This is a genomic window from Bdellovibrio sp. HAGR004 (genome assembly GCF_055397015.1).
The window spans coordinates 3,281,270-3,305,550 of the sequence record NZ_AP029176.1 but is presented as its reverse complement, the minus strand read 5'-3'; the positions used below and the strand labels follow the sequence as shown (position 1 = coordinate 3,305,550).

Genomic DNA, 24,281 nt, shown 5'->3' with positions numbered 1-24,281 from the left:
CTGTAGATGATATGTCACGAGGTTTTGCTTTCACGTCAAAACTAGACGCCATAGTTGCGTGGGGAAGAAAAAACTCTTTGTGGCCAATGCCATACGGTACTGCTTGTTGCGGTATTGAATTCATGTCCGTGATGGGTCCCAAGTATGACTTGGCTCGTTTCGGTGCAGAGGTGGCTCGTTTCTCTCCTCGTCAGGCGGACTTGCTTGTCGTTGCCGGAACAATCACTGAAAAGATGGCACCGGTTATTGTGCGCATCTATCAGCAGATGCTGGAGCCTAAATACGTGATCTCCATGGGAGCTTGTGCAAGCTCCGGTGGTTTCTATCGCGCTTATCACGTTCTTCAGGGCGTGGATAAGGTGATCCCTGTTGACGTTTACATCCCAGGTTGCCCTCCGACACCAGAAGCGGTGATGGACGGTATCATGGCTTTGCAACGTATGATTGCGACTCATCAACCTCGTCCTTGGAAAGACAACTGGAAGAGCCCATATGAATAAGCTTGAAAATCTGAAACAGCTTCTGGCTGGCAAATTTAAAATTGAGAACTTCAAGTTCACTCACGCTGTTGGCGATGACGTGATTGAAGTTCCTAAGGAAGACGCTCCGGCGCTCTTGTTGTTCCTTCGTGAAAGCGGTCAATTTGACTTCCTGATGGACGTGTGTGGTGCGGACTATCCGAACCGTGAAAAACGCTTCGATGTGGTCTACAACCTGTTCAACTCCAAAGATGCCTCCCGTTTGCGCGTGAAAGCTCAAGTGGGCGAGGGGGAGTCCATCGGTACTGCAATTCCCGCTTACCGTGGCGCGGACTGGTTTGAACGTGAAGCATACGACATGTTCGGTATCATCTTTGAAGGTCACCCGAACCTGCGCAAGATCCTGACTCACCATCAGTTTGTCGGTCATCCTTTGCGTAAGGACTACGATGCCAACCATCAGCAGGCGTGCACGACTTCCATGCCGATTCACTTCAACAATGAACCAGGATCCCCTGGTGATGTGTTGAATGATAAATATCTTCCATTGAACATCGGTCCTTCCCATACAGCGATGCACGGAACTTTGCGTGTGATGGCTGAAATGGACGGCGAGACGATCGTTCGTTGTAACAACGAAATCGGTTACCTGCACCGTTGCTTCGAAAAAATGGCAGAGACTCACCCGTACAATCAGGTGATCCCTTACACAGACCGTCTGAACTACTGTTCGGCTCCGATGAACAACATCGGTTACTGCAAAGCGGTTGAAAGACTTTTGGGCGTGGAAATCCCGCCAAAAGCTCAGGCGATGCGTGTGATCCTGGCGGAACTTTCCCGTATCATTGACCACACAATTGCCCTGGGTACAGGTGCGATGGACTTGGGAGCTTTGACGGGCTTCTTCTATATGTTCGGTATGCGTGAAAAAGTTTACGGCTTGTTCGAGAAGCTTTGTGGGGCCCGTTTGACGGTCTCCATGACTCGTATTGGTGGTATGGCTCAGGACGCTCCGGAAGGTTGGTTCGACGAGGTTGTGGCTCTTTGTAAAGAGATCCGTCGTGGCACCGATGAAATGGCGGGAATGGTTCTTGATAACAAGATCTTCATTCAGCGTACACGTGATGTATTGCCAGTTTCTGCTCAAGACGCGATCCAATGGGGTTACACAGGTCCCATGCTTCGCGCTTGCGGTGTGAATCTGGATTTGCGTAAAGCGCAGCCATACTATGGTTACGACGCTTTGGACTTTGATGTTCCAGTGGGCACGAGCGGTGACATCTATGACCGTTACCTGGTTCGTTTCGAGGAAATGCGTCAGTCAGTTCGTATCATTGAACAAGTCTGCAAAAATGTTCCTGGTGGTGATTACACTATCCGCGACAAGGGAATTGTTCTTCCAGAGAAAAAAGACGTTTACGGCAACATCGAAGGTTTGATGAATCACTTCATGCTGATCATCAAAGGTCTTCGCCCACCAGTGGGTGAAGTTTACGACGCGACAGAGGCAGCCAATGGAGAGTTGGGCTTCTATCTTGTCAGCGATGGTTCCGCGAACCCTTACCGTTTGAAAGTTCGTCCGCCATGCTTTGCAATCTACCAGTCCTTCCCGACTGTGGTTAAAGGTGCGATGTTGGCCGATGCGATTGCAACGGTGGCTTCCATGAACTTGATTGCTGGTGAGCTGGATAGATAAGGATATTGAATATGTTTAAATTGTCTGATTCTGGCTTGGCTGCAGTAAAAAGTGAACTGGCTCGCTACGAAGCGAAAGAGTCCGCTATTATTCCAAGCCTTTACATTGCTCAAAAAGAAAACAACGGCTTCATCACGCCGGATATTATCCGTCACCTTTCTCAGGTGATGGATATTCCAGAGGCGCGTATCAATGAAGTCTTTAAGTTTTACACCATGTTCAACCAGAAGCCTGTGGGTAAGTACCACGTTCAGGTTTGCACGAACATCTCCTGCGCTCTTGAGGGCGGTCGCGAGATGGCAAACCACATCTGTCATGAACTGGGTGTGAAATACAATGAAGTCACTGCAGACGGTCGTTTCACAGTTTCCAAGGTTGAATGTCTTGGTTCCTGCGGAACTGCGCCGATGATGCAGGTGAATGACACTTACCATGAAAAGCTGACTCCAGAGACAGCGATGAATCTGCTGAGAGGTATGAAATAATGTCTGAAGTTAAATTGCTTACAGAGTTTTACCATCTGCCGGAATATCAGACTTTGGCTGGTTACAAAGCCAAAGGCGGTTATGAAACTCTTCATAAAGCTTTCAAAATGCAACCTCAGCAGATCATCGACGAAGTGAAAGCTTCGGGATTGCGTGGTCGCGGTGGTGCGGGTTTCCCGACAGGAATGAAATGGGGCTTTTTGCCGAAAAACGGAGAGCCACGTTATCTTCTTTGCAACGCCGATGAAGGTGAGCCTGGAACATTCAAAGACCGCATGATGATGGAGCGTGCTCCACACCAATTGATCGAAGGCATGATCATTTCTGCTTTCGCGATCGGTTCCAACAAAGGTTACATCTACGTTCGTGGTGAATACGTTTATCCAATCGAATGTCTGAACAAAGCGATCAAAGAAGCTTACGCTGCAGGTCTTTTGGGTAAGAACATCCTGGGTTCTGGTTTTGATTTCGATCTGGATGTTTACCGTGGCGCAGGCGCTTATATCTGCGGTGAGGAAACAGGAATGATCTCTTCTTTGGAAGGCCTGAAAGGTCAGCCGAAGTTGAAACCACCGTTCCCGGCGGTTCAAGGTTATCTGAAAAAGCCAACCATCGTGAACAACGTGGAAACGTTGGCAGCGGTGACTTATATCATTAAAGATGGCGCTCAGGCCTATCGCAAACACGGAACTGAAAAGTCAGCGGGAACCAAGTTGTTCTCATTGTCCGGTAACGTGATGACTCCGGGGAACTATGAAGTTCCACTGGGTTACTCTTTGATGGATTTGATCATGAAAGAGGGCGGCGGTATGAAGCCAGGCCGCAAACTGAAAGCAGTTATTCCGGGTGGTTCTTCTGCTCCGGTTCTGACAGCCGAAGAAGTGGCCAAAGCCAATCTGGATTATGAATCTTTGGCAGGTCTGGGCACAATGCTTGGTTCCGGTGCCGTGATCGTGATCGACGATTCCCAGTGCATGGTTGATATGCTGGGTGTTTTGACTCACTTCTATGCCCATGAATCCTGTGGTCAGTGCACGCCTTGCCGTGAAGGTACAGGCTGGCTGAACAAAGTTCTTCATTCGATCCTGGAAGGCCGCGGCCGTTTGCAGGACATCGATTTGTTGATCAAAGTGGCTGACAATATGAAAGGTAAAACCATTTGCGCGCTTTCCGATGCAGCGGCTTTGCCGGTTCTCAGCTTTGTAACTAAATTCCGTGATGAGTTTGAATTCTACGTTCGCGAAGGACGCTCTAAGGTAAAAGGAACGACATATGCCGAAATGCACCATTAATGGCAAAGAAGTCGAAGTAAAAGAAGGCACGTCGATCATCGAAGCCATGCAACAGTCTGGCGATCGTATCGCTCACTATTGCTGGCACCCAGGTTTGAGTGTTGCCGGTGTTTGTCGTCTTTGCATGGTGGAGATCGAAGGAAATCCACGTGTTCAGATCGCATGTAACACCATGGTGACTGAGGGCATGAAGATCAACAACACGTCTGAGAAAGTAAAAGACGCTGTGAAGTGGGGCTTGGACTTCCACTTGATCAATCACCCGTTGGATTGCCCTATCTGTGACCAAGCAGGTGAGTGCGGCTTGCAAGACCAGTACATGGAGTACGGCAAGTACGATCCTGAAATGGCCGAGCACAAGCAGAAGAAACACAAGGTTGTGGATCTGGGTCCGACCGTGGTTCTGGATTCTGAAAGATGTATCCTGTGCTCTCGCTGCGTGCGTTTCACTGAGGAAGTATCCAAAACCAACGAACTGGGTCTGTTCAACCGTGGTGACCGCACTGAAATCGGCACTCACGATGGCATGCCATTGGACAACAAATACTCTTTGAATACAGTGGACATCTGTCCGGTCGGAGCTTTGACTTCCAAAGACTTCCGTTTCCGTCAGCGTGTTTGGTATCTAAAGGATGCTGAAACTGTATGTAACGGCTGCTCTACAGGTTGTAACGTAAAAGTTTACTACAACAAGGAAGGTTTCTTCCGCGTGAAGCCGGTTTACAACGAACAGGTCAACGGTCACTGGATGTGCGATGAAGGTCGTGACATCTACAAGTTTGTGAACCGTGAACACCGTCTGTTGAAAGCTCAAGTTCGCAATGCTTCCGGCTGGTCTGAAATGACAGCAGGGGCGGCAGCGAAGAGTGCCCATGAAGTTCTGAAGAACACTCAAGGTGACTCTTTGGCGTTGGTTCTGACAGCTCAGTACACAGTTGAAGAGTTCGATGCGATTGTTTCCACTTTCGTGAATGAATTCAAAACGAAGAAGGTCTTCTTCTGGATCAACAACAAGGAATCCTTCGACAGCTTCGATGGCTTGCTTCTTCGCGGAGACAAGAACCCGAACACGAAAGGTTTGTTGAAGGTTCTGGAAAAGCATGGAATCACAGCGACTTGGTCTGATCTTTCCTCTGGCATTGCCAGCGGTGCGATCAAGACGGTGGTTGTGGCAGGTCCTGAAAACATGGGCGCATTCCCTGACTTCGCAGAGCGCGTGAAAGAGCTTTCCAAAGCTCACAACCTGATCTGGCTGCAAGCGGGTAAACACGATGCTTTGATGGCTTTGACTGGCAATGTTTGGTTGATCCCAACTAAAACATTCGTGGAAAAAGACGGCACGTTCATCAACCATGCGGGTCTTGAGCAGAAATTCAAGAAAGTAACGACAGTTGTTTCTGAGGCTTTGACTTTGACCGAAGCGGCCTTGTTGATGGTCGGCAAGAATCTGGCTATCCCAACGACAGTAAGTCCTTTCATGCCAACAAATCAGCGTGAAGATCAGGTGACGTTGGAAGCTCGTAAGAAGAACGAGTTCGTGTTCAAGAGAGGTAGTCTATGAGCGTAATGCAAAACAACTCTGAGAAGTCGAAGTGGTTCTTGCCAGGGATCTTTGGTGGTCTTGGCGTTACCATGAAGCACTTGCTGAAGAACTTGTTCAACCGTAAGAAAATGATGACCCTGAACTATCCTGAGGAGAAGTATGAGTACTCTCCTCGCTTTAAAGGGAATCACGTTCTGACTGTGAAAAAGGACGGTTCTTTGCGTTGCACGGCTTGTATGTTGTGCGCGACGAACTGCCCTGCGGAATGTATCAAGATCACGGCGGCGGAACATAACGACCCTACGGTTGAAAAGTTCCCGATCAGCTACGAGATCGACATTCTTCGCTGCGTATTCTGCGGTTTCTGTGAAGAAGCGTGTCCAGTGGATGCGATCCGTTTGGGACCTGAGTGGCAAACTCCAGGTGTGAACGGTTCGAACTTCATCTACGACATCAATCACCTGGCTTACCGTCCAAACCTAAAAGGCGGTATCCTGACTCACGTAGACGACCAAGAACGCCACAAAGCCGGCATCTAAGCGCGGCTGATGAAAAAGGCCCATCCGACTGCGTTGTCGGGGCGCTAAAAGGCGCTAAAAGGTGCCTGGTTGTTTTTTCTGGCTATAGTGCATTAAAAGGGAGTCGAAAGACTCCCTTTTTGTTTGCTTGCACGCCGACACACCTGCCAGACTTAGGTCATAGAAGGGGGATTCTATGAAAAAGTTTTTGATGGCTCTGGCTTTGGTTTTCGCTCCGGCATTGGCTTTAGCTGATGTGACTGTGCAACCTTTAACGGTTGAGGCAAAAGCTCAGGATCAATATCTTAACTACAACTTCGGAACTTCATTTGTTCACTCTGCAAGATTTCAGGATTTTACTTTGACGGCGAATGGACCTGATTCCACGTTCATTCGTGGGTTGGGGATTCATGGGTCATTTGCATATCGCGTGGACACCAACTGCCCACAAATTCTGATGCCGGGTCAAAGATGCACGATTCGTGTGATCTTCCACCCGACGGTTGAAGGCAGCCACTGGGGTGATGTGACGATCTATCTACGTGATAGCAATATCTACATCCGTCTTTACGGGAATGCCATCCGCTAAGTCGGCTTCTCCGGTCAGCTTACATCGAGCAAGGGGTTTGTACACAGGGAAGGCCCCTTGCAGTGTAGATTCGTACAATACAACTTCATCCACCTGAATCTTACCGAAGCTTTTTCTTTTAAAAGGCGAAATCATATCCTTCACGCTGCGCGGATTGCGCAGGCGCCCCACGGTCAGATGAGGGGAGTAGCTTCGCTCTTCCAGTTGCGACAGCAGATTCTTCGCAACGAGTTCCTGATCCAGGGCATCTTTGAACTCGCCCAGATACCTTTTATTTTGAACTCCCAGCCATAAGACACGGGCATCGTGTTCGTTAGAGAAGGCTCCAACGTCTTCGATTTTCAGTTCAAACGGGGTAAAGCGTGTGCAGACTTCCGCCAAAGTTTCAGCCACCTTGCTGATGTCTTCTTCCGGAGTCTCTCCCAGAAATGTGACAGTCACATGGTAGTTGTCGACAGGAACCCACTTCACGGTCATGTCGCGGCGGTCAGCATTGATTTTCAGCTTTTTCAGGGTCGGCAGAAAGGTGTCGGCCAAAGGATCGGTCGCATTCAGAGCCAGGAACAGTCTTTTAGTCATAAAAAACCCCCTAAGAATATGATCTCTTTTCTTAGGGGGTCTGTCTATAAGTTAAGCTTTTTTCTTTGGGAACATCAATGAAGCTGCGATTGAGCCACCGATAAAGGTGAAAATAATCGCCAAAGAGATGCCGATCGGGAAGTGGCCGCCGAACAACTTGTTCAGCCATACCATCTTAAGGCCGACAAAGACCAGGACCAGAGCCAGACCATACTTTAGCAGGTGGAACTTATCAACTACACCAGCCAACAGGAAGTACAGCGAACGCAGGCCCAGAATCGCAAAGATGTTAGATGTGAACACCAAAAGAGGCTCTTTTGTGATTGCGAAGATCGCAGGTACGGAGTCCACCGCAAAGATGATGTCCGTGAATTCCAGGAACACCAGGGCGATGAACAGTGGAGTCGCCTTTTTAATGCCATCTTCTTTGATGAAGAAATGGTCTTCATGCATGCGGTCAGCCACAGGGATGTGCTTTTTAAGCCATTTGATCAGCCAATTTCGAGAAGGATCCACTTCTTTGTCCGGCTGGAACATCATCTTCACACCAGTGATGATCAGGAAGATACCGAAGATCAAAACCACAGCTTGATACTGCATTAACACAGAGCCCATGGCGATAAAGATCGCACGGAAGATAAGGGCTCCCAGTATACCGTAGAAGAGCACGCGGTGCTGGTACTTGTTGGGGATTGAGAAGAACCCGAACACGACAACAAAGACGAAGATGTTATCGATAGAAAGGGACTTTTCGATCACATATCCGGTGAGGAACTCTAACCCCACCTGCTTGGCAATGCCCGGATTTTCAGGGAACCGCATCAAGGTATAGTAGTAAAGACCCGCGTTAAAGATCATCGCGATGGTGACCCAAACGATAGACCAAATCGTGGCCTCGCGGAAACTCACCGTATGTGAGTGTTTATGAAATACGCCCAGATCCAGGGCAAGCATAGCGATCACGAAAGCTATAAAGCCCGCGTAGAACCACCAATAGTCAGCAAAAGGGAATAATAAAACTTCGTTCACAGTTAAACCTCCAGGGCGCAGTATAAAGACTTCCTGTTGTTTTAAAAATTAGATAATCTTTATTAAGTTAATCGCTAAAAACAATGAGGTTTGGCATGCCCGTTAAAATCAATGATCAAATGCAGTGGCTGAACTATCATCACCTGCATTACTTCTATGTGATCGCCAAAGAAGGGACCATTGCCAAGGCTGCAGAAAAGCTGAACATGGGGCAGCCGACTCTCAGTACCCAATTAAAACAACTGGAAGAGTCCTTAGGGAAGAATCTTTTTGAAAGACGCAAGCAAAGGCTGTTTTTGACAGAGGCCGGTCGAATTGCCTTTGAGTATGCCGATCAGGTGTTCCGTTTGGGCTCTGAGATGGTGGAGGTTCTGCAGGATCGTTTGCAGAACAATCGTGTGCATGTACAGATTGGGGCACTCGACAGCGTGCCCAAGCAGATTATTTTGGAAGTGGTTTTGCAGGCCTATAAGAAGGGCAATTGTGCGGTGTCAGTGTTGGAGGGCGCAGGGGGAGATCTCTTGCGTGAGTTGAGTGCTCATCAGATCGATCTTCTGCTTTCCAATTATCCGCCGAACGTGGATTTTCAAACCGTTTATGCCAAATCCATTGCTCAGTTGGATGTGGTGGTGTGTGCTTCACCGGAGTTCAAACATCTGCGTCGGGGATTCCCGCATTCGCTGGAGGGGCAACCGTTTATTTTCCCAACGATTCACAGTCGGTTGCGCCGGGATCTGGAGCACTATTTCACGGTGAATGGCATTCGTGTGGATCGTATCGCGGAAACCCAGGACACCAGTCTGCAAAAGTTGCTCGGGCAGGAGGGGGTTGGTTTAATTCCTATTGTCGAGTTGGCGGCTGCGGATCTGATCAAAGAAAAGAAGCTGGTGGTGCTGGGCACCTTACAAGGGATCTACGAAGAGATCTGGCTGATGGCAGCAGATCGCAAGATCGACAACCCGATCGCAGCCAAACTGATGAAAGAGTTTTCATTATAAAAGAAAAAGGCGGGGGGACCCGCCTTTTGTGTTATGTGCTGCAAAGAGCTGTAAGAATTTTCAGAGCTTCAACGGCCTCAGGGACCACGCCACCGTCGCGGCTGGTGGATCGTTCGATATGCATTTTTGTAGAGGTGCAAGTCTTGGCATCCACTTGGCGCATACGGATCAGATTCACGTAATTATCAAACTCGGTCAGACTGCGATACTCTTCCAGGCGAGGATCGTTATCTGGAGTTTCAGTCAAGTCGGGGATTTCAATTGTATTCAAACGCTGATACAGGAAGTTCTTGTAAGCGTCCATGATACGCAGACGTCTTTGCATGTTAGTTTCAACCTGCATTCTTTCAATCAGCTTGTCAGTGGCCTGATAGGTTTCGAAATCCTGGAAAGCCCACGCTGAACTGCTCATTAGAATCATTGTCACGATCATAATTAGTTTACGCATGAGCCACCTCCGACAGATTGCTCGATTGTATTTAAAGTCTTAGTGATAGATGGGAAATAATGCGAAGTCTCTTTACGACGAGCGGATGACTTGTTCGCACTGGCCGGGAACTTCTGCATATACTGTTGCATTTGCTGGATGAATTGATCCGCATTTGTCACGGTCTTGCCGCGATAGAAAGTGTTGAGCAAAGCCTTTGCTGGAGTCCACGTTCCTGCAGGGCCGGTGTTATGGGACCAAACCATCAAAGCACGTTTGACTTTGTTCAAATCGTAGTCCGACAGACGGAACTTATTTTTATAGTTCTTGTTATTGAAGATCATCATATCCATATCGGATTTGATACCTTTCAGATAAGCGTACGTGTAGATCATGTTCTTCATCGGATTGCCGTTTTTCAACGACATGCGATCACAGGAATAGTTGCTGGAGGCGCGCATTGGAGACATTGTGTCCAACAGCTCCAGAGACAGGCGAGAGCAAAGAGGGTTCTTGTTGCCTTCCAGAGAGATTCTGACAGCATTCAACTCATTGGCGTTCACATCCTGAATTGCGGACGCGGTGAATTGACCGATACCACCAGCCCCGGTCCCGCTGCGGGCGTTGACGTGGAACCCGGACTCAACATTGATCAAAGCGTAAACGGCGCGAACATCCAGATTCTGGGTTTCTTCACCGGCGCCAGGGGCCAGGAATTCCTTCATACAGGAACTGACGGCTTCAAAGCTGTTATTGATCATCTTGAAATAGTTTTCAGAAATACAGGGGCGGAAAGCCTGGCGGGCAGTGCCGTTTGCAGAACATTCACGGAAGGTCTTGCTGCTGGCGCCGAACTTCATATTCATACCCATCTGAATACAGACAGGCTTGATGATGGAATTTGTTTTAATCGGAGCACGGATAATGTCGCCCAATAAGCCTTTGCTTAAAACGGCAGTCGCCATTTCAGACTCAAGATAGTCATTTTGCTTATTGCATTGCATGTAGCGCATATTGCGAATTTCATCTTCGCAAGAGGAGCAGTTGCGATTGGCCGTGTTATCATTCCAGCCAAAAAGACCTTGGAAGCCCTTGGCACTTTCGATCTTATCCAGCGCGTGCTCAATAATAGGAGTAGGTTCTGTGGGTTCTTCCTCAGCCTTGTCCTTGTCTTTATCAGATACAAGTTTGGAAATGGGAGGCACCGTAATTGTGAAAGGTGCAGACAGACCTTGTTTGTCCTTGGAAGCTAGGTCTGTGGAAGAATCCACAGGGTTGTTCCAGCCAATACTGAGGGTAAGGCTTAGGAATAGCATCTTGTACAAAGGGGATGTGGTCACTTTCATAGAAGCACCTCCTCAGGTACTTCTTAAAGCAAGAGCTTTGCCAAAAAGGATTCCACAATTATCAGATACTTACAGCAGGTCCCGTCGTCTCAGTATGAGACTGTTGGTGTCAGAAGCCTAAAGAGTCATAGCCCTGTCAAATGCCTCAACAGTGGTCTGGGGAGGGATTTTTAGTTGGCAAGCAGGGTGGGAGAGCCCTCGGCTGCCTCGTAGTTGCAGGTGCGGCACTTCATGACGAAATGTCCGTGCGCATTTGTATCCAGATACAGAACTGAATCCGGACAGTGTGGGCAGCCTGAGTTAGCATGTTCTTTACGAGCTTCCGGAGCCTGAATCAGTTCAAAGACATAGTGAGTGTCGTCTTCAAACCCTTTGATGGTGCGGGCGCCGATATTGCGGACTTGGAAACCTTCAGCCATCAGTGATTGCGCAATATCAGAATCAATCAGAATCTGTTCGGGCTCAGCCAGATTTGTCAGGCGGGAGGCAAACGGCAGAGGCGCCCCGATGGCGGTGTAAGAGCGGAAGAATTTTTTGTTTCCATAGAAGCCGACATTGGCATATCCGGCGGAAATCCCGACTCGAATCTGCATCTCTTTCTTCCAGTTCATAAGATAGAACTCACGGTCCTGGCGCAAGGCTTGGCGCACTTCCAAAGCCGCCAGACAGGTTCTTTGCATGAAGTCTCCATAGCGGATGGGATCGTTTGCGAAAGCCAGAATGCCGTCGCCCTGGAACTTGTCGATAGTGATATCGTATTTCAGGAAGATGCTGACAACAGTGTCCATGAAGCGCGCAAGCACCATGTCCACTTTAGCCTGGTCCAGTCGCACGACTCGTTCTGTGGAGCCGACAATGTCCACGAAGATAGCGCAGATCTGAGACCTGCGGACGCCCTTTTCGATATCAACGCGGCCGTCGCGAATGGCTTGCACCACCTGCGGGCTGAATTGAGTGCTCAGGGTGTTCAGGCGCACAGCTTCTTCGGTTTTACTTTTAATCAGGTTGTCGCGATTGGCGATCTCGGCTTTCAAAGCCAGACGGCTGTTGATTTCGCGCATACGAAGCTTTTCGTGGAAGAAGCGAATCAGGAAGCAGATGACGATAGAGCCGACAATAAAGAACGAGTTCAGCACCACCGGCCAAAGATCCGTCAGGTTCTGAATCTTCAGGGCGGCAATGACAAAGTAAGGTAGATAGATACCCACGGCCGTTGCCACAAAAAAGGCCGTGGAAAACGGAATGAATGAAAGGCCGCCAAGTGCGACCAGATTCAGACCGGCATAGTAGCCGGTACCGACATCCGGGATCATGTAGATCATGATATTAATAGGCAAAGCCACCAAGGTCGCATACAACGCAGCGACAAATTGGGTTCGGATGGCCGTGCGTTCTTTCTTCAGTTCTCTGTTCGCCAGGAAACACAAAGGAATGATGGTCAGGCGCAAAGCCAGAAAGTGCCATTTAAACTGGGGTACATAAATCAGATCCGCGACCCAGAAGGCCATAAACAAAGGCACTGCCATCCAATTGGCGACAACCTTTAGAACAGATCTGATTTCTTCAATCACCTCGAACTCACGAAGTTGCGAGGTGGTAATTTCATTCCCCAGCATAAAAGTGGCCTTGAATCCCTACTTTTGAATCACTACAAAAAGGTTCACGCCCAGAGGCTCTTTCTCAACCCAAACTTTTGATCCCATGCCCTTGAACATGCGCAGAAGGTCCTCTTCAGAGCGATAGATCAGATGCCAGTCCAAAACCAGCTCCATGAATGGTACACATGGGTTGTCTTTGCTGAAGTTTCCGATAATGACATGGCCACCGGGTTTTACAGAGGCCAGCATCTTCTGCGCTGCCATTTGAGCGACGGGTTCTGTAAAGTAGTCAAACAGGCCAGCAGAGTAGATCATGTCGTAGTCCGTTTCCGGCAATCCTGCGGCGATCACATTGCGAATAGCCATGTTGTTGAACTTGAACTTGAATCCGGACTTCACAAAGCGCTCAACTGAGTGCAGTTGTCTTTGTGCGTGTTTCAAAGACTCTTCGTCCTGATCCAGGCAAGTGAATTCAACCGGGCGGCCGTAATGTGCTGGTGAATTCTGCAGGAAGATTTGCTGTTCCATCGCAGGACCGCTAGCCACAGACAGAACCTTCAAAGGCGATGTCGGGGAGGTCTTGTCGAACAACTGAGTGATCTTTTCAAACAAATACTGACCACGGTTTTTCACTGCCGCCCCTGCGGGTTCGTCGATAAAGTATTTGTGCATACACTGGTCAAACAAAGTTTTCCCGACCAATTCATCGCGATAAAGGTGATTCATCATTTCGTAGTCACCGGCATAGCCGCGAGGCTTGTAATAAGCGCGGTTGGCAAAGGGAGCGCCATAAACCAGATGACCGATTTGTTCACGGGCAAACTGGGTGGCCCATTTCAATTGATCCGGCGTGAAGTTTTGAACGAAAGCCGGGATTTGGGAATACTTCATTGGCAGCACATGGCCCAAATAGTCGGAAACCGCATCAGCAATTGTCATGCGATAGTCCTGAGCTTCCTTCCAGTTGTCCACTGGAGATTCTGCTTCCAGCTTGTCGATACGGCTTTTCAGCTTTTCCAGCCAGTCTTTCATTTCATATACAAAGGTTTTAAACTCTGCAGGAAGTTGCGCCAGATTGGTGGCATACTCTGTTTGCGACGCAATGACTTCGGCAGAGGCTTCCAGTGCTTTGATGCGTTCCACCTTCAGGGGTTCACCCAGAACCTCAAAGCCCACGATCATTTCGCCGGTTACGGATTTACTGTGATTTTCGGAACGAGCCCAACGCAAAGCCACATGCTGTGTTTGAATATTTTTAAAGAAGACATCCGCTTCCATGTGAGAATGCTGATTGTACCATTGCTGAAAATCCTGATAGTCCGCGCCCGGAACCAAAACCGCACAACCAAAAGAGCTGATGTTTAAGACTTCCAGTTGACGACCTGGGATCGAAAGGAAGCAAGTTCCCGGTTCGACGTCATTTCTATCCTGACGGATGACTTTCTTGCGGGTGTTTTCGTCGATCTGGAAGAATTCCTGTTTCATTGCGCCTTGGGCACTCATGCTGTCTCCTCAAAGTTGGTAAATCTTGTCGTAATTTTTGACAGCCTCTTATCGTAAAGACGGGCGAGAAAATACAGGGGGCCAATGGTCGGGGGGCACACTTCCTGTTCAAAGGTCCAGTAATGTGTAGTCCACTGGATGCCGAAAAATAAAAGGTCACATTTAGGAGAATACATTATGAAGAAGCTCGTTTTGTTGGCTGCTGCGACGGCAACTGGATTATTCACGGCTTGTTCCAGCACGCCGAATAAGTCTGCGGAATTTAAGTCTTATCGCAATCCCGCCAGCACGAATGAATTGATCACAGGAAGTCAAAAGGTGTTGTCGGATATTAACAATCCGCAGATTTTCAACCCACAAACCTGTGCCAGCTTTGTTAATAAAGTCACAGACTATCTGTACTATCTGCCGGCTGATCATTTCATTCCCAAAACTTCTGCGGAACAGGAAAATCTAAAGAAATTCGGCCCGGAGGTATTGGACACCATCTTCCAGATCCGTGTGTCTTTGCATGAAAAGTTGCAGGCCTTTGATGCCCGCAATGAATTGAGTAAGGAATGTATTACTGAGATCCGTGAAGGCTTCCAGTATGCGCGCTTCTCGGAAGAATATCTTTTGGATTGGTTGTACACGAACAAAGTTTACACGTTTAAAAAGACCCCGATCATGATCAATGAAAAACCCAGCACCTGGACCAATCCAAAGTACGCTGGCTTTGAATTGAAGTCCGGCGACGTGATGCTGATTCGTGGTAAGTCCTATGTGTCTGCCATGATTGCTCGTATTGCGGATGAAGAAGGCAACTTCTCTCATTTGGCTCTGGTGGGTGAAGATAAGGCTGGGAAGAAATATGTCGTGGAATCACTGATTCAGTACGGAGTGATTGTCACACCGTTGGAAAAATGGCGTCAGGCTGAAGATTCCCGTGTGGCCTTGTTCCGTTCTCCAGATCAGGCGATGGCGAAAAAGGCGGCTCGTTTTATGTACGATCACGCCAAAGCCGCTTTGGACAAGAAAAATGGCATTCACTATGACTTCGCCATGAACGATGACGACTATTCTTCGATCTTCTGTTCTGAAGTTGTTCGTATGGCCTATGACAAGGCATCAGCGGGGCAGTTTATTGTCCCTAAGTTCCGCAGCACGGTTTCCAAGTTTAAGAACACGGACTATCCACGTAGCTTGGGTGTGACGAAGACTTCTTTGTTTGCGCCTTATGACATCGAAGTGGATCCACGCTTTGATTTCGTTGCTGAATACCGCTTTATGCCATTGCTTCGTCAGGTGCGCATGCAGGATGCGGTTTTGCAAAGTTTGTATGGCTGGATGATTGAGAAGGACTACACATTCCACTGGGCTCCTCAGCACAGTGTAAAGGCTTACTTCGCCAAGATGGTTCGCCAGTTTGGAGTGGCAAAGGACACATTGCCGAAGTATATGCCTGTAGACAGCATCAAAACCAATGTGCAGTTCGAAGCAGTTGCGAAGGTGCTGGAAGAGAATATCTATAAGCAAGAAGCTGAATTCTATAAAAAGAAAGGCTATCTGCCATCCTTCCAGGACATGCTGGCGATGAATGAGGCTTATCGTGTCCAGGACTGTAAAGTGCATCGCGAGTATCTGGATCAGAACCGCACGGTGGATGGTGCCCCTAGTGCCGATCGTTCAAAATTCCATTGGTTCTTCTATAACAAATCCAAAAAGTGTGAATAGTTAAGATTTTTGGTCAATTTAAAGCCGCAGGCACAAAGTGTTTGCGGCTTTTTCATTTTGGGAGGATCAAGGTGAAACGCTTTGATAGAAAGACTTAATGGGGGAGGCTTTGGTGTTCTTGATCACCAGGCGGACGCCGTCGTGTTCAATCTGTGTTTCAGTGCCTTCACCGTGTCCTGCTTCGGATTCTTCTTTGATGATAGATTCAGGCAATTGGGCTTGGATGTCTTTCAATGACACTTTCCCTTCCGGAAGACGGAAATAGAACGACTGCACTCGATCGTTCTTAATTTCCACAGTCGTGTCGTAGGGGATGTGACCCGTTTTAAAGAACAGCAGACTTCCGTTGTTTTCTACTTTTAGAGGCTTTCCGAAAGACTTCAGAATCTCTTTTTTGGAGGTTTTGCCCGGTTCAACGGCGGCCAGTTTCTTCGGCAGATATTTGGCTTTGAATTGAGTGGCAAATTCACCCGCTTGTGTGACTGCCGGAGCCGACAAAGACAGACTGAAAAACAGAGTCAGAATGAATTTCATAGAACCTCCAAAAACAAAAAACCCACAACTATTTAAGTTGTGGGTTTGTGTTTGAGTCAAGTCTTAGACGGATCTGACGTAGACTCTCCATTGTTTCATTCCCATCTGGAATTCCAACTTGGCGATTTCCATGTCCCGGCGAAGTTCGACCAGTTTATAGTCGTAGGCTTCTTTAAGCTCTTCGCGTTTACGGGCGGCATCCAGTTTGAATTGCTCGTAGTCTTCACGCAGTTTTTTCATTCTGTTCTGCGCTTCCAGGATCTTTTCTTTCATCTGCGCCAGCTTTTCTTCAGCAAAACCATGTTTGGTCAGTTCTGCCGCCTCTGCTTGCAAGAGGGCTTTAAGAATTTCGACGTTGGAAATCTGGCGAAGTTTGGTCGCAAGTCCCATCAGGCTCAAGCTGCGGATCACCCATTTTGTCGGATCCCAGTGGTACCATTTGATTCCGTTGCGATAGTCGATTTGGAACTTGTGGTGGAAGTTATGATAGCCTTCACCGTGGGTCAGCAATGCAACAAACCAGGAATCACGTGCTGAGATTTCTTTGGAGTAAGTTTGTTTGCCCAAAGTGTGGCACAGGGAATTGATGAAGAAGGTGCTCTGTTGAGTCAGGGCAATGCGAAGACCGCCACCGATTACCAAGCCGCCCAGCCATGAGCCCATCATCCAGCCAATCAGGGTCGGAGCCAAGAAGCCCGTGATGATCGCTACGGGAACGTAGTAGTCATTTTGGAATTTAACCATCCAGTCTTTTTCAAGATCCGGAGCGTGAATCTTCTGGTCGACGGATTCTTTATAGAACATCCAGCCCATGTGTGCGTACCAGAAACCTTTTTCGATGCTATAAGGATCTTTCTCGCTGTCGATGTGGGTGTGGTGACGGCGGTGATCTGAAGACCATTTCAAAGCAGAACCCTGGAAGGCTGAAGCTCCCACCAGCAGGAACATGGCTTTAACAAATGGGTGAGCGTCATAGCTTTTATGGGAAAACAGGCGGTGATATCCAGCCGTGATTGCCAGGTTTGTTGCAGCAGCAAAAATCAAAGCAAAAAGCAGGATGTCCCATTGAAATCCGTAGAAATAGAAATAAACCGGGGCCAGGATCAGCGTGATCAGTGGGTTTAGCACCAAGAATAGGGCCACTGGCCATTCAATTTGTTTTTTAGTCATAGGGCACCTCTTATTTCTTAGTGTAACAGAGGTGCCAAGATTTCAATAATTAAATAGAAAAGCCAAGGATAAATTTACCGTAAGTCCCACTCATATTGATGTCTTGTTTGGGTGCGTTACCAGTAGAATCTGTCGCGTCATCCCAGCGGAAATCCTGATAGCCCAGTTCAGCTCCAACAGAAAAGCCAATGAGTTTAACTCCTGCCTCTAAACCGACGGAATAAGACTTGGCGGAACCTGCAGAAAAGCTGGCTTTCTGTACGCCAAATTCCGTGACTTTATAATCCGTCGAATGGGAAAGACCGTAAGTCAAAACAGGACCCGCAAAAATCAAATTATCAATGGGCCTCCAATTAAGTAGCAAAGCTGTTCGACTGAAATTGGCTTTATGATCCTGTCCTGATTTGGTCGTGGAAAGTTCCATATTTTCGTAGCGCAAGCCAAGGCCCGGAACGAAAGGCAGCGGCAGAGTCAAGATGCCGTCTGCTCCCAAACCATAAGCAGGGGTGACGCTGGGGGCAGAGGTGGCGCAGCTGGTGCAGAGGGAATCCATATTGGGATTGGCGTTAAGCATACCGTATGAAACACGGGCTTCAAAAAGATCCCGGGCATAAGCTGTTGGTGAAACAATGAGAAGAACGAAAACAAGATACAATGGCATACGCATAAACGAACTCCTGACAAACGACTTCATTGTAATGTCCCCGGTTCGCATTCTCAAAATACCGTCTTAAAATAAGACCTTCGTCGCACTCACTTTTATAAGGCAATCTGATATCTTGATACACAGTATGCTCATCGATGTTGTGCGCCCTGAAGCCTGGGAAGAGTTGAACGATCAAGTTAAATCCTATTTGGGGCTGGCGCCGCGAGTTCGGGCCCGTGTTTATAATGGCCTGTTTCAGGCTGTCTACGAGATCTCTCAAAGTACGGCGCAGTTTATGTCTCACAAAAAGGCGATTGGTGTGATTCTGGGGCAGACCTCGGCTTTTGAAGGGCTGCTGGGTTACTATTACAAAGAAACTTACGAGGTTCATACACGGTCTCATACGCAAATCACTGATGTGAAAGAGTGGGTGGAAAGCCTGAAGAAGGACACTTGCTTCGTCCTTTTCAGCGAAGACCATCCGGTCACAGGAGAACTCTATCCTTTTGCAGATGAGCTGGATCGCCTTTTGAATGAGAAAAGAATTTTTTCCTTCCGTGTTTCGCATGCCCAGCATTTTTACACGCCATTAGAAATTCGACCGTACTCAGTTCGTCTGTGTTCATTTGAGCCTCACGCCGCCGTGGCCCTGGTGGGAGAAAGATTCCGCTCGCCTTCGATGATGGCGCACAATATGAGCTGGGGTGGGGTGGATTTTGTTTCTATCCTGGAAAAGTCCAAAGCGGGACGAATGCAGAACACGCTTCTGATGGAGCAGATAGAAAAGGATCTTTCAGTTGTGGCGGAACCCTACTTTAAAGCCGGGCAGTCCCGTCTTTCAGACCGGGCCGTGATGGTCTTTAAGGATGTCAGTGCGGAAGCTCTGGCGCAGAGGATTTTTCAGCAGCTTGGAATGGATTTAAAAGAGGGGTGGCGGCAGTTGGCAACCACCAACATGTGTCACTGGTCGGTGGTCAAGATGTTCCATCACTGGTGGGAGCCTGCTCCCAGTCTGGAAACGCTGCGAGGGATGCTGATTATCGGCCCCGATCTTTTGAATACAAAAGACTTTGCCAAGATCGTGATATCTTCGTATGAAGATATCAAATCCCAGCAAAGTTGGACTGTGTGACCCAGGCGCAAAATCGTTTTATCATCCTGAAAAAAGTGAAATACGGTGAATCCGATTTGATTTTGCATGCGATTTCCGTGCAGGGGGAAAAGCTTTCTTTTATCGCTCGTGGCGCCTTAAAAAGCAAAAAGCGCTTTGGCGGCGGTGTTCTGGAGCCCACTCACTTTGTCAGTTTTACTTACAAGCAGGCTTCCGAAGAAGGCAAAATGCATGTGCTGCAAGAAGCCACTTTGGTGAATGATTTTGTTGGATTGCGAACGGACTATGATCGTCTGGAACTGGCACTGCATATCCTGGAGTGTGTCAGCAAGGTCAGCCAGGAGGGCGATAAAAACTCCGAATTCCTGTTCAATCTTCTGGGCCACACGTTGCGGGCTCTGGAAACGGCTCAGGACCCTCTGGTGGTGAAGATGCATTTCTATTTGAAATTCCTGTTGCAGCAGGGGGTGGTGGATGCAGAGCCGTGGATGGCGCCATTCCTGAAGACCAATCTGGCGGACTCCAATCAACTCGTGTCCTATCGTCAGATTGTGGATGAGGAACTCCATAATGTGGAGCTAATGGTTCGACACTACATCGAACACGCCATGCTTTAAGTTTATTTGCCTTTACCCAATGGATGCAGGTTTTCCATCGTGCGGGCCAGTTGATCAATTCCCAAGTGAGTGTATTTCTCGGTGGCTTGCAGGCTTTCGTGGCCCAGCAGCTCTTGCAGGGTTCTTAAGTTGGCTCCGCTGCTTAGCAGATGAGTGGCAAAGCTGTGGCGAAGAGCATGGGGATGCAGGGGCTTGAGAAGTCCGGCGCGCACGCCACTTTGACGAACCATCTCATAGGCGGTTCTGGAATTCAGGGGCTTTTCACCCAGGACGTACTCGTTAAAGGAACTTTCTTTTTTCCACTTCAGCAAAACTCCCACCGTCAGAGCGGGGAGAGCCACCACTCGCTCCTTGGAACCTTTTCCGGTGACTCGCAAAATCTTCTGCGAAAGGTGCACTTCGTTCCATTTCAGGTTGCAGGCCTCACTGACACGCAAGCCGCCACCATACAACAGCAGGAACAGAACCTTTTCTCGCAGAGGGACTTTGTCGTCAGCATCAAAGCTTTTCAAAACAGCCAGGGCTTCATCCACACTCACAAAGTGCGGCAGCTTCTTCGGGACTTTAGGGCAGGTGATCTGCACGGACAGATCTTTCTCGGTCAGGCTTTCTTCAAAGGCCCAGGAAAAGAAGCTCTTCAGAGTGGCGGCTTTACGATTGCGAGAGGCCAGGGACAGGTGCGCCCACTGGTTGAAAGCCGCCCGAGCAGTGGATAGTAATTCGGACTCCGAAATAGATTGAGCCTTAACTGAGGGATCTTCATAATTAAAGGCCTGCTTCAGATCCAGGCTGTAGTGCTTGATCGTCAGGGGGGAGGCAGACTTAATAAAAGTCATGTATTTCAGGTATTTATCTATATTTTCAGAAAGCCTAAATGCCTTCGCCATAGCCCTGAAGGTCCCTATATTAGGGCTCACACCCTAAAAAAAAGTTAACGTCATGCATTATTTTTATTGCAAATACTACACGACCAAAGTTATAACTCAATGCGTTGTCGCGGCGTATCAAGTTGAGATATTCAAAATGAGACGCCCACCCAAGTTTAAAAAAGTACGTAAACCGAAAGGTGGAGCTATGAACGAAAACAACTCAACGACTGTTTTGCCCTCTTCTCAGAATGCAAACCAAGTTATGTGGAACACAAATCAAACTTCCAAAGTGGTTGAAAACAAGACCATCGTCTATCAGTCCGAAGTGATGGGCAGCTTGATGAAGATGATCGACCGTGTAGCTCCCTCCCAGGCCAACATCCTTGTGTTGGGTGAATCCGGAACTGGTAAAGAGTTGATCGCTCGCGCGATTCACGACCGCTCCGGCCGCAAGAACAAGCCGTTTGTTGCCATCAACTGCGGTGCTCTTCGTGAAACATTGCTTGAATCCGAATTGTTCGGTCACGAAAAAGGTTCCTTCACTGGCGCTTACAACCGCAAGATCGGTTTGGCAGAAGCGGCTAACGGCGGGACTCTGTTCCTGGATGAAATCGGTGAGTTGGACCCGGCTATCCAGTCGAAGCTTCTTCGCTTCATTCAAGAAGGTGAAGTTTTCCGCGTGGGTGGTAAAGACCCGATCAAAGTCGACATCCGTTTGATCTGTGCGACCAACCGTGAGTTGGATCAGGAAGTGACTCGTGGCAACTTCCGTGAGGACTTGTTCTATCGTATTAACACGATCGTGGTGAGCGCTCCGCCTCTGCGTCGTCGTAAGGAAGACATCCCTGCTTTGGTGAATCACTTCCTGAACAACTCCCAGCACGCGTACTTGAACCGCGGTCGTACTGTGAATGAAGAGGCGATGAAAGCTTTGGTTCGCTATGAGTGGCCAGGTAACATCCGTGAACTTCAGAATGTGTGTGAAAGACTTCAGATCTTGTCTGACGGTCACATGATCATGCTGAATGATATTCCAGAGAATATCCGTAACGGCGAGGCTGAAAAAGACGTGATCGCTTACGATCCGGCGATGACTTTGCATGAGCTTGAAAAGCGTTACATCCTGAAAGCGTTGGCTCACTTCGGTGGCAACAAAACTCAGGCTGCCAACAACTTGGGGATCACGATCAAGACGCTTTATAACAAACTTCATGAGTACGGCGAATTCGAAAAATTCGCGGTTCACACGAAGCCGATGAAGTAATTTCTTACTAGCTGCCCGGAGTGGTTTCTCTCTCTTTCCACTCCGGGCTTTTTTTTGTCCGGAGAGTTGCTATGCGGTCATTAGTAATTTTGCTTTGTTTGGGGGCGATCCTTGGAGGGTGTTCTTTTGCGAAAGATCCGAAAGGCAAAGAGTCTGTTTCCAATCTTTCAAATCCAATTAAGGATTCCGTCACTGCTTTCGATAAGCTTCTTGTTGGTATTCGAACCAATGACACTAAGCTCTTTGAAGAGGGGTTGAAGAAGGCAAGTTTTGATGACCTTAACACGCTAACTTTTTCTGGGCAGTCCTTAGTGGAACTGTGTGTTCAGTACGAACGCCTCGAGTTTTTTGAGAAATTGGTGGCCGCAGGTGCCTCTACTTTTCGACCTTCGTTCTATGCGGTCGATGGATTGCGAAGAGTCCGCATTAAGGATAAAAAGTTTAGATTGGCCTATATCGATGCAAAGTCTCGTGAACTGAACCTCGCCTATGTTGAATGTATGAAAGGCACTCCTTTGGAGTTTGCTGAATATTTAAAGAGGCGGTGGATTTCTCCACTATATTCTGTTTGTGGTCAAAATCGAAACTTCTTCGATCACTTCTTCTCAGAGCGAATGAGGCAAAATAATGAAGATGCACTCGTAATTCTGGATTCCTACTTAAATGCTGCACACCTCTCCAAATCTGACGTACTCGGAGCTGCAGTCGCTGCCGCTCTGCGAGCAAAAAACGAATCTGTTTTTGCTGTTTTGGAATCTCATTGTCTGATTCATGAATGTGATCTGAATTACGACAGAATTTTGAATTTTGTCAGGGATGGCTTTATTAAAGAAGTCTTGGATGGATATGAAGTTTTAGTGAAGAGATATCGCAATAGTGTAGGTGGGCTTCCGAGTTACTTTACTCGTAGTAGTAATGGCATTTCTACTGTTATGGAATCGGATGATGAAGCGAGATCAGCAATAGAAGAACTTCCTCAAGAAAGTTATAAATACTTTGATAAAGAAATCGATATAGCTCTAATCAACAGGCGTTCTGAGATGACCGATATTGACGAAAGTGAATATTTTGACAAAAGAGCGAAGTCACTAGGTTTGGATCTATCGATTCCAGCAGGTAAAACAAGTACTCCTAAGCCGCTATCGCGCCCTGGCCCCAATCCATATGATGAGGTTGAATAAAAGAAGCGAATTTTATTCTAAAACCGGGTGTTTGCCGTACACTTGATCCTTGGGCAAGGCATTGAAATGCCACCATTCGTGCTCCAGCACTTTGAATCCCTGATTCTCTAGAAGCCTTCTTAGTAACAGTCTATTTTCTAGCTGAGCCTGCGTTAATTCTCCGGTTTTCAAGAAATGATTTTCTAACTTTGGCTGCGCAATATCCCGAAAATCATCAAAGTAAGTTCCCATATCCAGAAGCTCACCTTCCTTCGTTTGCAAGGTGAGGTCGACAGCCATCCCAAAGTTGTGTAGCGAGCCCGGGAAGGGATTTGCGACATAACTCTGAAAAGGTGTTCCCGCCAAGAAGTCGAAGAACTGGGCTTGGATGCTGCGCGGACGAAGGGCATCCCAGATGCGGAACTGCAAGTGGGGTTGCTCTTTGCGCAGGACTTCGCAAGCTTTCAAGAACATCTCGGCCGCCAAAGGCGCCATAAAACAGCGGTGAAAACCGGCATAGACATCCTGGTTCATGAAATTATCTGCTGTTGAATACTTCAAATCTAAAACCACCTCGGATGAGGGAGTAATTTCCTGAAAGTTTTCTTCAATCCACTGGGTGCGCGTATAGAATGAGTTCATGCCGGAAAGGCTATCCCAGAAGCCTTGGGGTTTCATCTGATTTTTGCCTCCCGCCTCATCTGCTAGGCTTTAAAGTCTCAAATTGAGACAGTGTAGCGGCGTCAGGAAGGCCTTGAGTTCAGAGGATATGCACCGATATTTGAGGCGGCGTAAAATGGCATCTTTGTCTAAAGCCTATCCATGGAATTTATATCAAATCGTCTTAATTTGAGAGCGCTTTGGCGCAGGCATTGCATTTCCCCTCGTGAATGTTGAGGTTTCTATGAAACGATATGTACTTGCAATGTCCGTAATTATGGCTTTTTCAAGTGTTTCTCACGCTGGCCTATTTGGCTTAGGTAAGAAAAAAGAGGCATCAGTACCTGCTCCTTCTAGAGCTGTCCACTATAGTAGAATTTCTTGCGCGGAAGATATTTTCTCAAGGTTAGCCATTTTTCCGTCTACAGCAGAAAAAATCTGCGGCATACGTGGAG

Annotated in this window: 24 protein-coding genes; 13 read left to right on the top strand and 11 right to left on the bottom strand. The window is 47.9% G+C overall.

Annotation, left to right across the window (positions count from 1 at the left end; genetic code table 11):
- Window positions 1–11 precede the first annotated feature (11 nt).
- The 7 genes from ACZ5ZV_RS16475 (at window position 12) to ACZ5ZV_RS16445 (ending at window position 6,602) form a co-directional block, all read left to right on the top strand.
- The gene (locus tag ACZ5ZV_RS16475; protein WP_464121429.1) at window positions 12–500 is read left to right on the top strand and encodes an NADH-quinone oxidoreductase subunit B; all 489 of its coding nucleotides are present in this window, start codon (window positions 12–14) and stop codon (window positions 498–500) included.
- On the top strand, window positions 493–2,175 hold the full coding sequence (nuoD, locus tag ACZ5ZV_RS16470; protein WP_464118263.1) for an NADH dehydrogenase (quinone) subunit D: 1,683 nt from the start codon (window positions 493–495) through the stop codon (window positions 2,173–2,175). The genes ACZ5ZV_RS16475 and nuoD overlap by 8 nt, the downstream gene beginning before the upstream one ends.
- 11 nt (window positions 2,176–2,186) lie before the next feature.
- Complete coding sequence (locus ACZ5ZV_RS16465; protein ID WP_464118262.1) at window positions 2,187–2,660, top strand: complex I 24 kDa subunit family protein; 474 nt, start codon at window positions 2,187–2,189, stop codon at window positions 2,658–2,660.
- A complete protein-coding gene (nuoF, locus tag ACZ5ZV_RS16460) occupies window positions 2,660–3,952 on the top strand; it encodes an NADH-quinone oxidoreductase subunit NuoF (RefSeq protein ID WP_464118261.1) in 1,293 nt (430 codons plus the stop codon). Before ACZ5ZV_RS16465 ends, nuoF begins: the two co-directional genes overlap by 1 nt.
- Entirely contained in the window at window positions 3,933–5,513 is a 1,581-nt protein-coding gene (locus ACZ5ZV_RS16455; protein WP_464118260.1) for an NADH-quinone oxidoreductase subunit G, read from the top strand. The genes nuoF and ACZ5ZV_RS16455 overlap by 20 nt, the downstream gene beginning before the upstream one ends.
- Window positions 5,510–6,034, top strand: coding sequence for a NuoI/complex I 23 kDa subunit family protein (locus ACZ5ZV_RS16450; RefSeq protein WP_464118259.1), 525 nt, complete (start codon window positions 5,510–5,512; stop codon window positions 6,032–6,034). Before ACZ5ZV_RS16455 ends, ACZ5ZV_RS16450 begins: the two co-directional genes overlap by 4 nt.
- Before the next feature lie 175 nt (window positions 6,035–6,209).
- A complete protein-coding gene (locus tag ACZ5ZV_RS16445) occupies window positions 6,210–6,602 on the top strand; it encodes a hypothetical protein (protein ID WP_464118258.1) in 393 nt (130 codons plus the stop codon).
- Here the strand turns inward: ACZ5ZV_RS16445 and thpR are convergent.
- On the bottom strand, window positions 6,552–7,181 hold the full coding sequence (gene thpR / locus ACZ5ZV_RS16440; RefSeq protein WP_464118257.1) for an RNA 2',3'-cyclic phosphodiesterase: 630 nt from the start codon (window positions 7,179–7,181) through the stop codon (window positions 6,552–6,554). The genes ACZ5ZV_RS16445 and thpR overlap by 51 nt on opposite strands.
- 51 nt (window positions 7,182–7,232) lie before the next feature.
- Window positions 7,233–8,210, bottom strand: coding sequence for a TerC family protein (locus tag ACZ5ZV_RS16435; RefSeq protein ID WP_464118255.1), 978 nt, complete (start codon window positions 8,208–8,210; stop codon window positions 7,233–7,235).
- Window positions 8,211–8,305: 95 nt separating this feature from the next.
- Between ACZ5ZV_RS16435 and ACZ5ZV_RS16430 the strand changes: the two genes are divergently transcribed.
- Window positions 8,306–9,208 carry a LysR family transcriptional regulator gene (locus ACZ5ZV_RS16430; protein WP_464118254.1) on the top strand — a complete coding sequence of 301 codons (903 nt, stop codon included), beginning with the start codon at window positions 8,306–8,308 and terminating at the stop codon, window positions 9,206–9,208.
- A 31-nt stretch (window positions 9,209–9,239) separates the two neighbouring features.
- Here the strand turns inward: ACZ5ZV_RS16430 and ACZ5ZV_RS16425 are convergent, their stop codons facing one another.
- From ACZ5ZV_RS16425 to ACZ5ZV_RS16410, 4 genes are all read right to left on the bottom strand, one after another.
- Complete coding sequence (locus ACZ5ZV_RS16425; protein ID WP_464118253.1) at window positions 9,240–9,656, bottom strand: hypothetical protein; 417 nt, start codon at window positions 9,654–9,656, stop codon at window positions 9,240–9,242.
- Window positions 9,644–10,981 carry a transglycosylase SLT domain-containing protein gene (locus ACZ5ZV_RS16420; protein ID WP_464118251.1) on the bottom strand — a complete coding sequence of 446 codons (1,338 nt, stop codon included), beginning with the start codon at window positions 10,979–10,981 and terminating at the stop codon, window positions 9,644–9,646. Before ACZ5ZV_RS16420 ends, ACZ5ZV_RS16425 begins: the two co-directional genes overlap by 13 nt.
- A gap of 170 nt (window positions 10,982–11,151) precedes the next feature.
- Window positions 11,152–12,597: an adenylate/guanylate cyclase domain-containing protein gene (locus ACZ5ZV_RS16415; protein WP_464118250.1), complete on the bottom strand. Its 1,446-nt coding sequence runs from the start codon at window positions 12,595–12,597 to the stop codon at window positions 11,152–11,154.
- Window positions 12,598–12,615: 18 nt separating this feature from the next.
- Complete coding sequence (locus ACZ5ZV_RS16410) at window positions 12,616–14,082, bottom strand: class I SAM-dependent methyltransferase (protein WP_464118249.1); 1,467 nt, start codon at window positions 14,080–14,082, stop codon at window positions 12,616–12,618.
- A gap of 177 nt (window positions 14,083–14,259) precedes the next feature.
- Here ACZ5ZV_RS16410 and ACZ5ZV_RS16405 point away from each other — a divergent pair, with 177 nt between their 5' ends.
- Window positions 14,260–15,795 carry a YiiX/YebB-like N1pC/P60 family cysteine hydrolase gene (locus tag ACZ5ZV_RS16405; protein WP_464118248.1) on the top strand — a complete coding sequence of 512 codons (1,536 nt, stop codon included), beginning with the start codon at window positions 14,260–14,262 and terminating at the stop codon, window positions 15,793–15,795.
- A 66-nt stretch (window positions 15,796–15,861) separates the two neighbouring features.
- Here ACZ5ZV_RS16405 and ACZ5ZV_RS16400 read toward each other — a convergent pair whose 3' ends face one another.
- The 3 genes from ACZ5ZV_RS16400 to ACZ5ZV_RS16390 all read right to left on the bottom strand — a co-directional run bounded on the left by ACZ5ZV_RS16400 (window position 15,862) and on the right by ACZ5ZV_RS16390 (window position 18,166).
- Window positions 15,862–16,329, bottom strand: a complete 468-nt coding sequence (locus ACZ5ZV_RS16400; protein WP_464118247.1) for a hypothetical protein — start codon at window positions 16,327–16,329, stop codon at window positions 15,862–15,864.
- Window positions 16,330–16,392: 63 nt separating this feature from the next.
- Complete coding sequence (locus ACZ5ZV_RS16395; RefSeq protein WP_464118246.1) at window positions 16,393–17,499, bottom strand: fatty acid desaturase; 1,107 nt, start codon at window positions 17,497–17,499, stop codon at window positions 16,393–16,395.
- Between the two features lie 49 nt (window positions 17,500–17,548).
- The gene (locus ACZ5ZV_RS16390) at window positions 17,549–18,166 is read right to left on the bottom strand and encodes a porin family protein (protein WP_464118245.1); all 618 of its coding nucleotides are present in this window, start codon (window positions 18,164–18,166) and stop codon (window positions 17,549–17,551) included.
- A gap of 124 nt (window positions 18,167–18,290) precedes the next feature.
- Between ACZ5ZV_RS16390 and ACZ5ZV_RS16385 the strand changes: the two genes are divergently transcribed.
- Together ACZ5ZV_RS16385 and recO are read left to right on the top strand one after the other, a co-directional pair.
- Window positions 18,291–19,277 carry a hypothetical protein gene (locus ACZ5ZV_RS16385; RefSeq protein ID WP_464118243.1) on the top strand — a complete coding sequence of 329 codons (987 nt, stop codon included), beginning with the start codon at window positions 18,291–18,293 and terminating at the stop codon, window positions 19,275–19,277.
- Window positions 19,274–19,873 (top strand): DNA repair protein RecO, encoded by a 600-nt coding sequence (gene recO / locus ACZ5ZV_RS16380; protein ID WP_464118242.1) that lies wholly within the window; start codon window positions 19,274–19,276, stop codon window positions 19,871–19,873. The genes ACZ5ZV_RS16385 and recO overlap by 4 nt, the downstream gene beginning before the upstream one ends.
- A 2-nt stretch (window positions 19,874–19,875) precedes the next feature.
- Here the strand turns inward: recO and ACZ5ZV_RS16375 are convergent, their stop codons facing one another.
- Window positions 19,876–20,760 (bottom strand): tyrosine-type recombinase/integrase, encoded by an 885-nt coding sequence (locus tag ACZ5ZV_RS16375; RefSeq protein WP_464118241.1) that lies wholly within the window; start codon window positions 20,758–20,760, stop codon window positions 19,876–19,878.
- A gap of 187 nt (window positions 20,761–20,947) precedes the next feature.
- Between ACZ5ZV_RS16375 and ACZ5ZV_RS16370 the strand changes: the two genes are divergently transcribed.
- Both ACZ5ZV_RS16370 and ACZ5ZV_RS16365 read left to right on the top strand, forming a co-directional pair.
- Complete coding sequence (locus tag ACZ5ZV_RS16370) at window positions 20,948–22,006, top strand: sigma-54 interaction domain-containing protein (protein ID WP_464118240.1); 1,059 nt, start codon at window positions 20,948–20,950, stop codon at window positions 22,004–22,006.
- A 71-nt stretch (window positions 22,007–22,077) separates the two neighbouring features.
- A complete protein-coding gene (locus tag ACZ5ZV_RS16365; RefSeq protein ID WP_464118239.1) occupies window positions 22,078–23,187 on the top strand; it encodes a hypothetical protein in 1,110 nt (369 codons plus the stop codon).
- Between the two features lie 12 nt (window positions 23,188–23,199).
- On the opposite strand, the gene ACZ5ZV_RS16360 is transcribed toward ACZ5ZV_RS16365, so the two are convergent.
- Window positions 23,200–23,844 carry a M15 family metallopeptidase gene (locus ACZ5ZV_RS16360; protein ID WP_464118238.1) on the bottom strand — a complete coding sequence of 215 codons (645 nt, stop codon included), beginning with the start codon at window positions 23,842–23,844 and terminating at the stop codon, window positions 23,200–23,202.
- Window positions 23,845–24,281 lie beyond the last annotated feature (437 nt).

Bases quoted from the DNA above. Each gene is read 5' to 3' on its own strand.
- ACZ5ZV_RS16455 (WP_464118260.1), top strand. From the start codon at position 3,933: ATGCCGAAATGCACCATTAATGGCAAAGAAGTCGAAGTAAAAGAAGGC.
- ACZ5ZV_RS16375 (WP_464118241.1), bottom strand. From the start codon at position 20,760: ATGGCGAAGGCATTTAGGCTTTCTGAAAATATAGATAAATACCTGAAA.
- ACZ5ZV_RS16385 (WP_464118243.1), top strand. From the start codon at position 18,291: ATGCTCATCGATGTTGTGCGCCCTGAAGCCTGGGAAGAGTTGAACGAT.
- nuoD (WP_464118263.1), top strand. From the start codon at position 493: ATGAATAAGCTTGAAAATCTGAAACAGCTTCTGGCTGGCAAATTTAAA.
- ACZ5ZV_RS16420 (WP_464118251.1), bottom strand. From the start codon at position 10,981: ATGAAAGTGACCACATCCCCTTTGTACAAGATGCTATTCCTAAGCCTT.
- ACZ5ZV_RS16450 (WP_464118259.1), top strand. From the start codon at position 5,510: ATGAGCGTAATGCAAAACAACTCTGAGAAGTCGAAGTGGTTCTTGCCA.
- ACZ5ZV_RS16400 (WP_464118247.1), bottom strand. From the start codon at position 16,329: ATGAAATTCATTCTGACTCTGTTTTTCAGTCTGTCTTTGTCGGCTCCG.
- ACZ5ZV_RS16430 (WP_464118254.1), top strand. From the start codon at position 8,306: ATGCCCGTTAAAATCAATGATCAAATGCAGTGGCTGAACTATCATCAC.
- ACZ5ZV_RS16405 (WP_464118248.1), top strand. From the start codon at position 14,260: ATGAAGAAGCTCGTTTTGTTGGCTGCTGCGACGGCAACTGGATTATTC.
- ACZ5ZV_RS16395 (WP_464118246.1), bottom strand. From the start codon at position 17,499: ATGACTAAAAAACAAATTGAATGGCCAGTGGCCCTATTCTTGGTGCTA.
- ACZ5ZV_RS16425 (WP_464118253.1), bottom strand. From the start codon at position 9,656: ATGCGTAAACTAATTATGATCGTGACAATGATTCTAATGAGCAGTTCA.
- ACZ5ZV_RS16465 (WP_464118262.1), top strand. From the start codon at position 2,187: ATGTTTAAATTGTCTGATTCTGGCTTGGCTGCAGTAAAAAGTGAACTG.
- ACZ5ZV_RS16390 (WP_464118245.1), bottom strand. From the start codon at position 18,166: ATGCGTATGCCATTGTATCTTGTTTTCGTTCTTCTCATTGTTTCACCA.
- ACZ5ZV_RS16475 (WP_464121429.1), top strand. From the start codon at position 12: ATGTCACGAGGTTTTGCTTTCACGTCAAAACTAGACGCCATAGTTGCG.
- ACZ5ZV_RS16370 (WP_464118240.1), top strand. From the start codon at position 20,948: ATGAACGAAAACAACTCAACGACTGTTTTGCCCTCTTCTCAGAATGCA.
- ACZ5ZV_RS16445 (WP_464118258.1), top strand. From the start codon at position 6,210: ATGAAAAAGTTTTTGATGGCTCTGGCTTTGGTTTTCGCTCCGGCATTG.
- nuoF (WP_464118261.1), top strand. From the start codon at position 2,660: ATGTCTGAAGTTAAATTGCTTACAGAGTTTTACCATCTGCCGGAATAT.
- ACZ5ZV_RS16415 (WP_464118250.1), bottom strand. From the start codon at position 12,597: ATGCTGGGGAATGAAATTACCACCTCGCAACTTCGTGAGTTCGAGGTG.
- thpR (WP_464118257.1), bottom strand. From the start codon at position 7,181: ATGACTAAAAGACTGTTCCTGGCTCTGAATGCGACCGATCCTTTGGCC.
- ACZ5ZV_RS16365 (WP_464118239.1), top strand. From the start codon at position 22,078: ATGCGGTCATTAGTAATTTTGCTTTGTTTGGGGGCGATCCTTGGAGGG.
- ACZ5ZV_RS16410 (WP_464118249.1), bottom strand. From the start codon at position 14,082: ATGAGTGCCCAAGGCGCAATGAAACAGGAATTCTTCCAGATCGACGAA.
- ACZ5ZV_RS16360 (WP_464118238.1), bottom strand. From the start codon at position 23,844: ATGAAACCCCAAGGCTTCTGGGATAGCCTTTCCGGCATGAACTCATTC.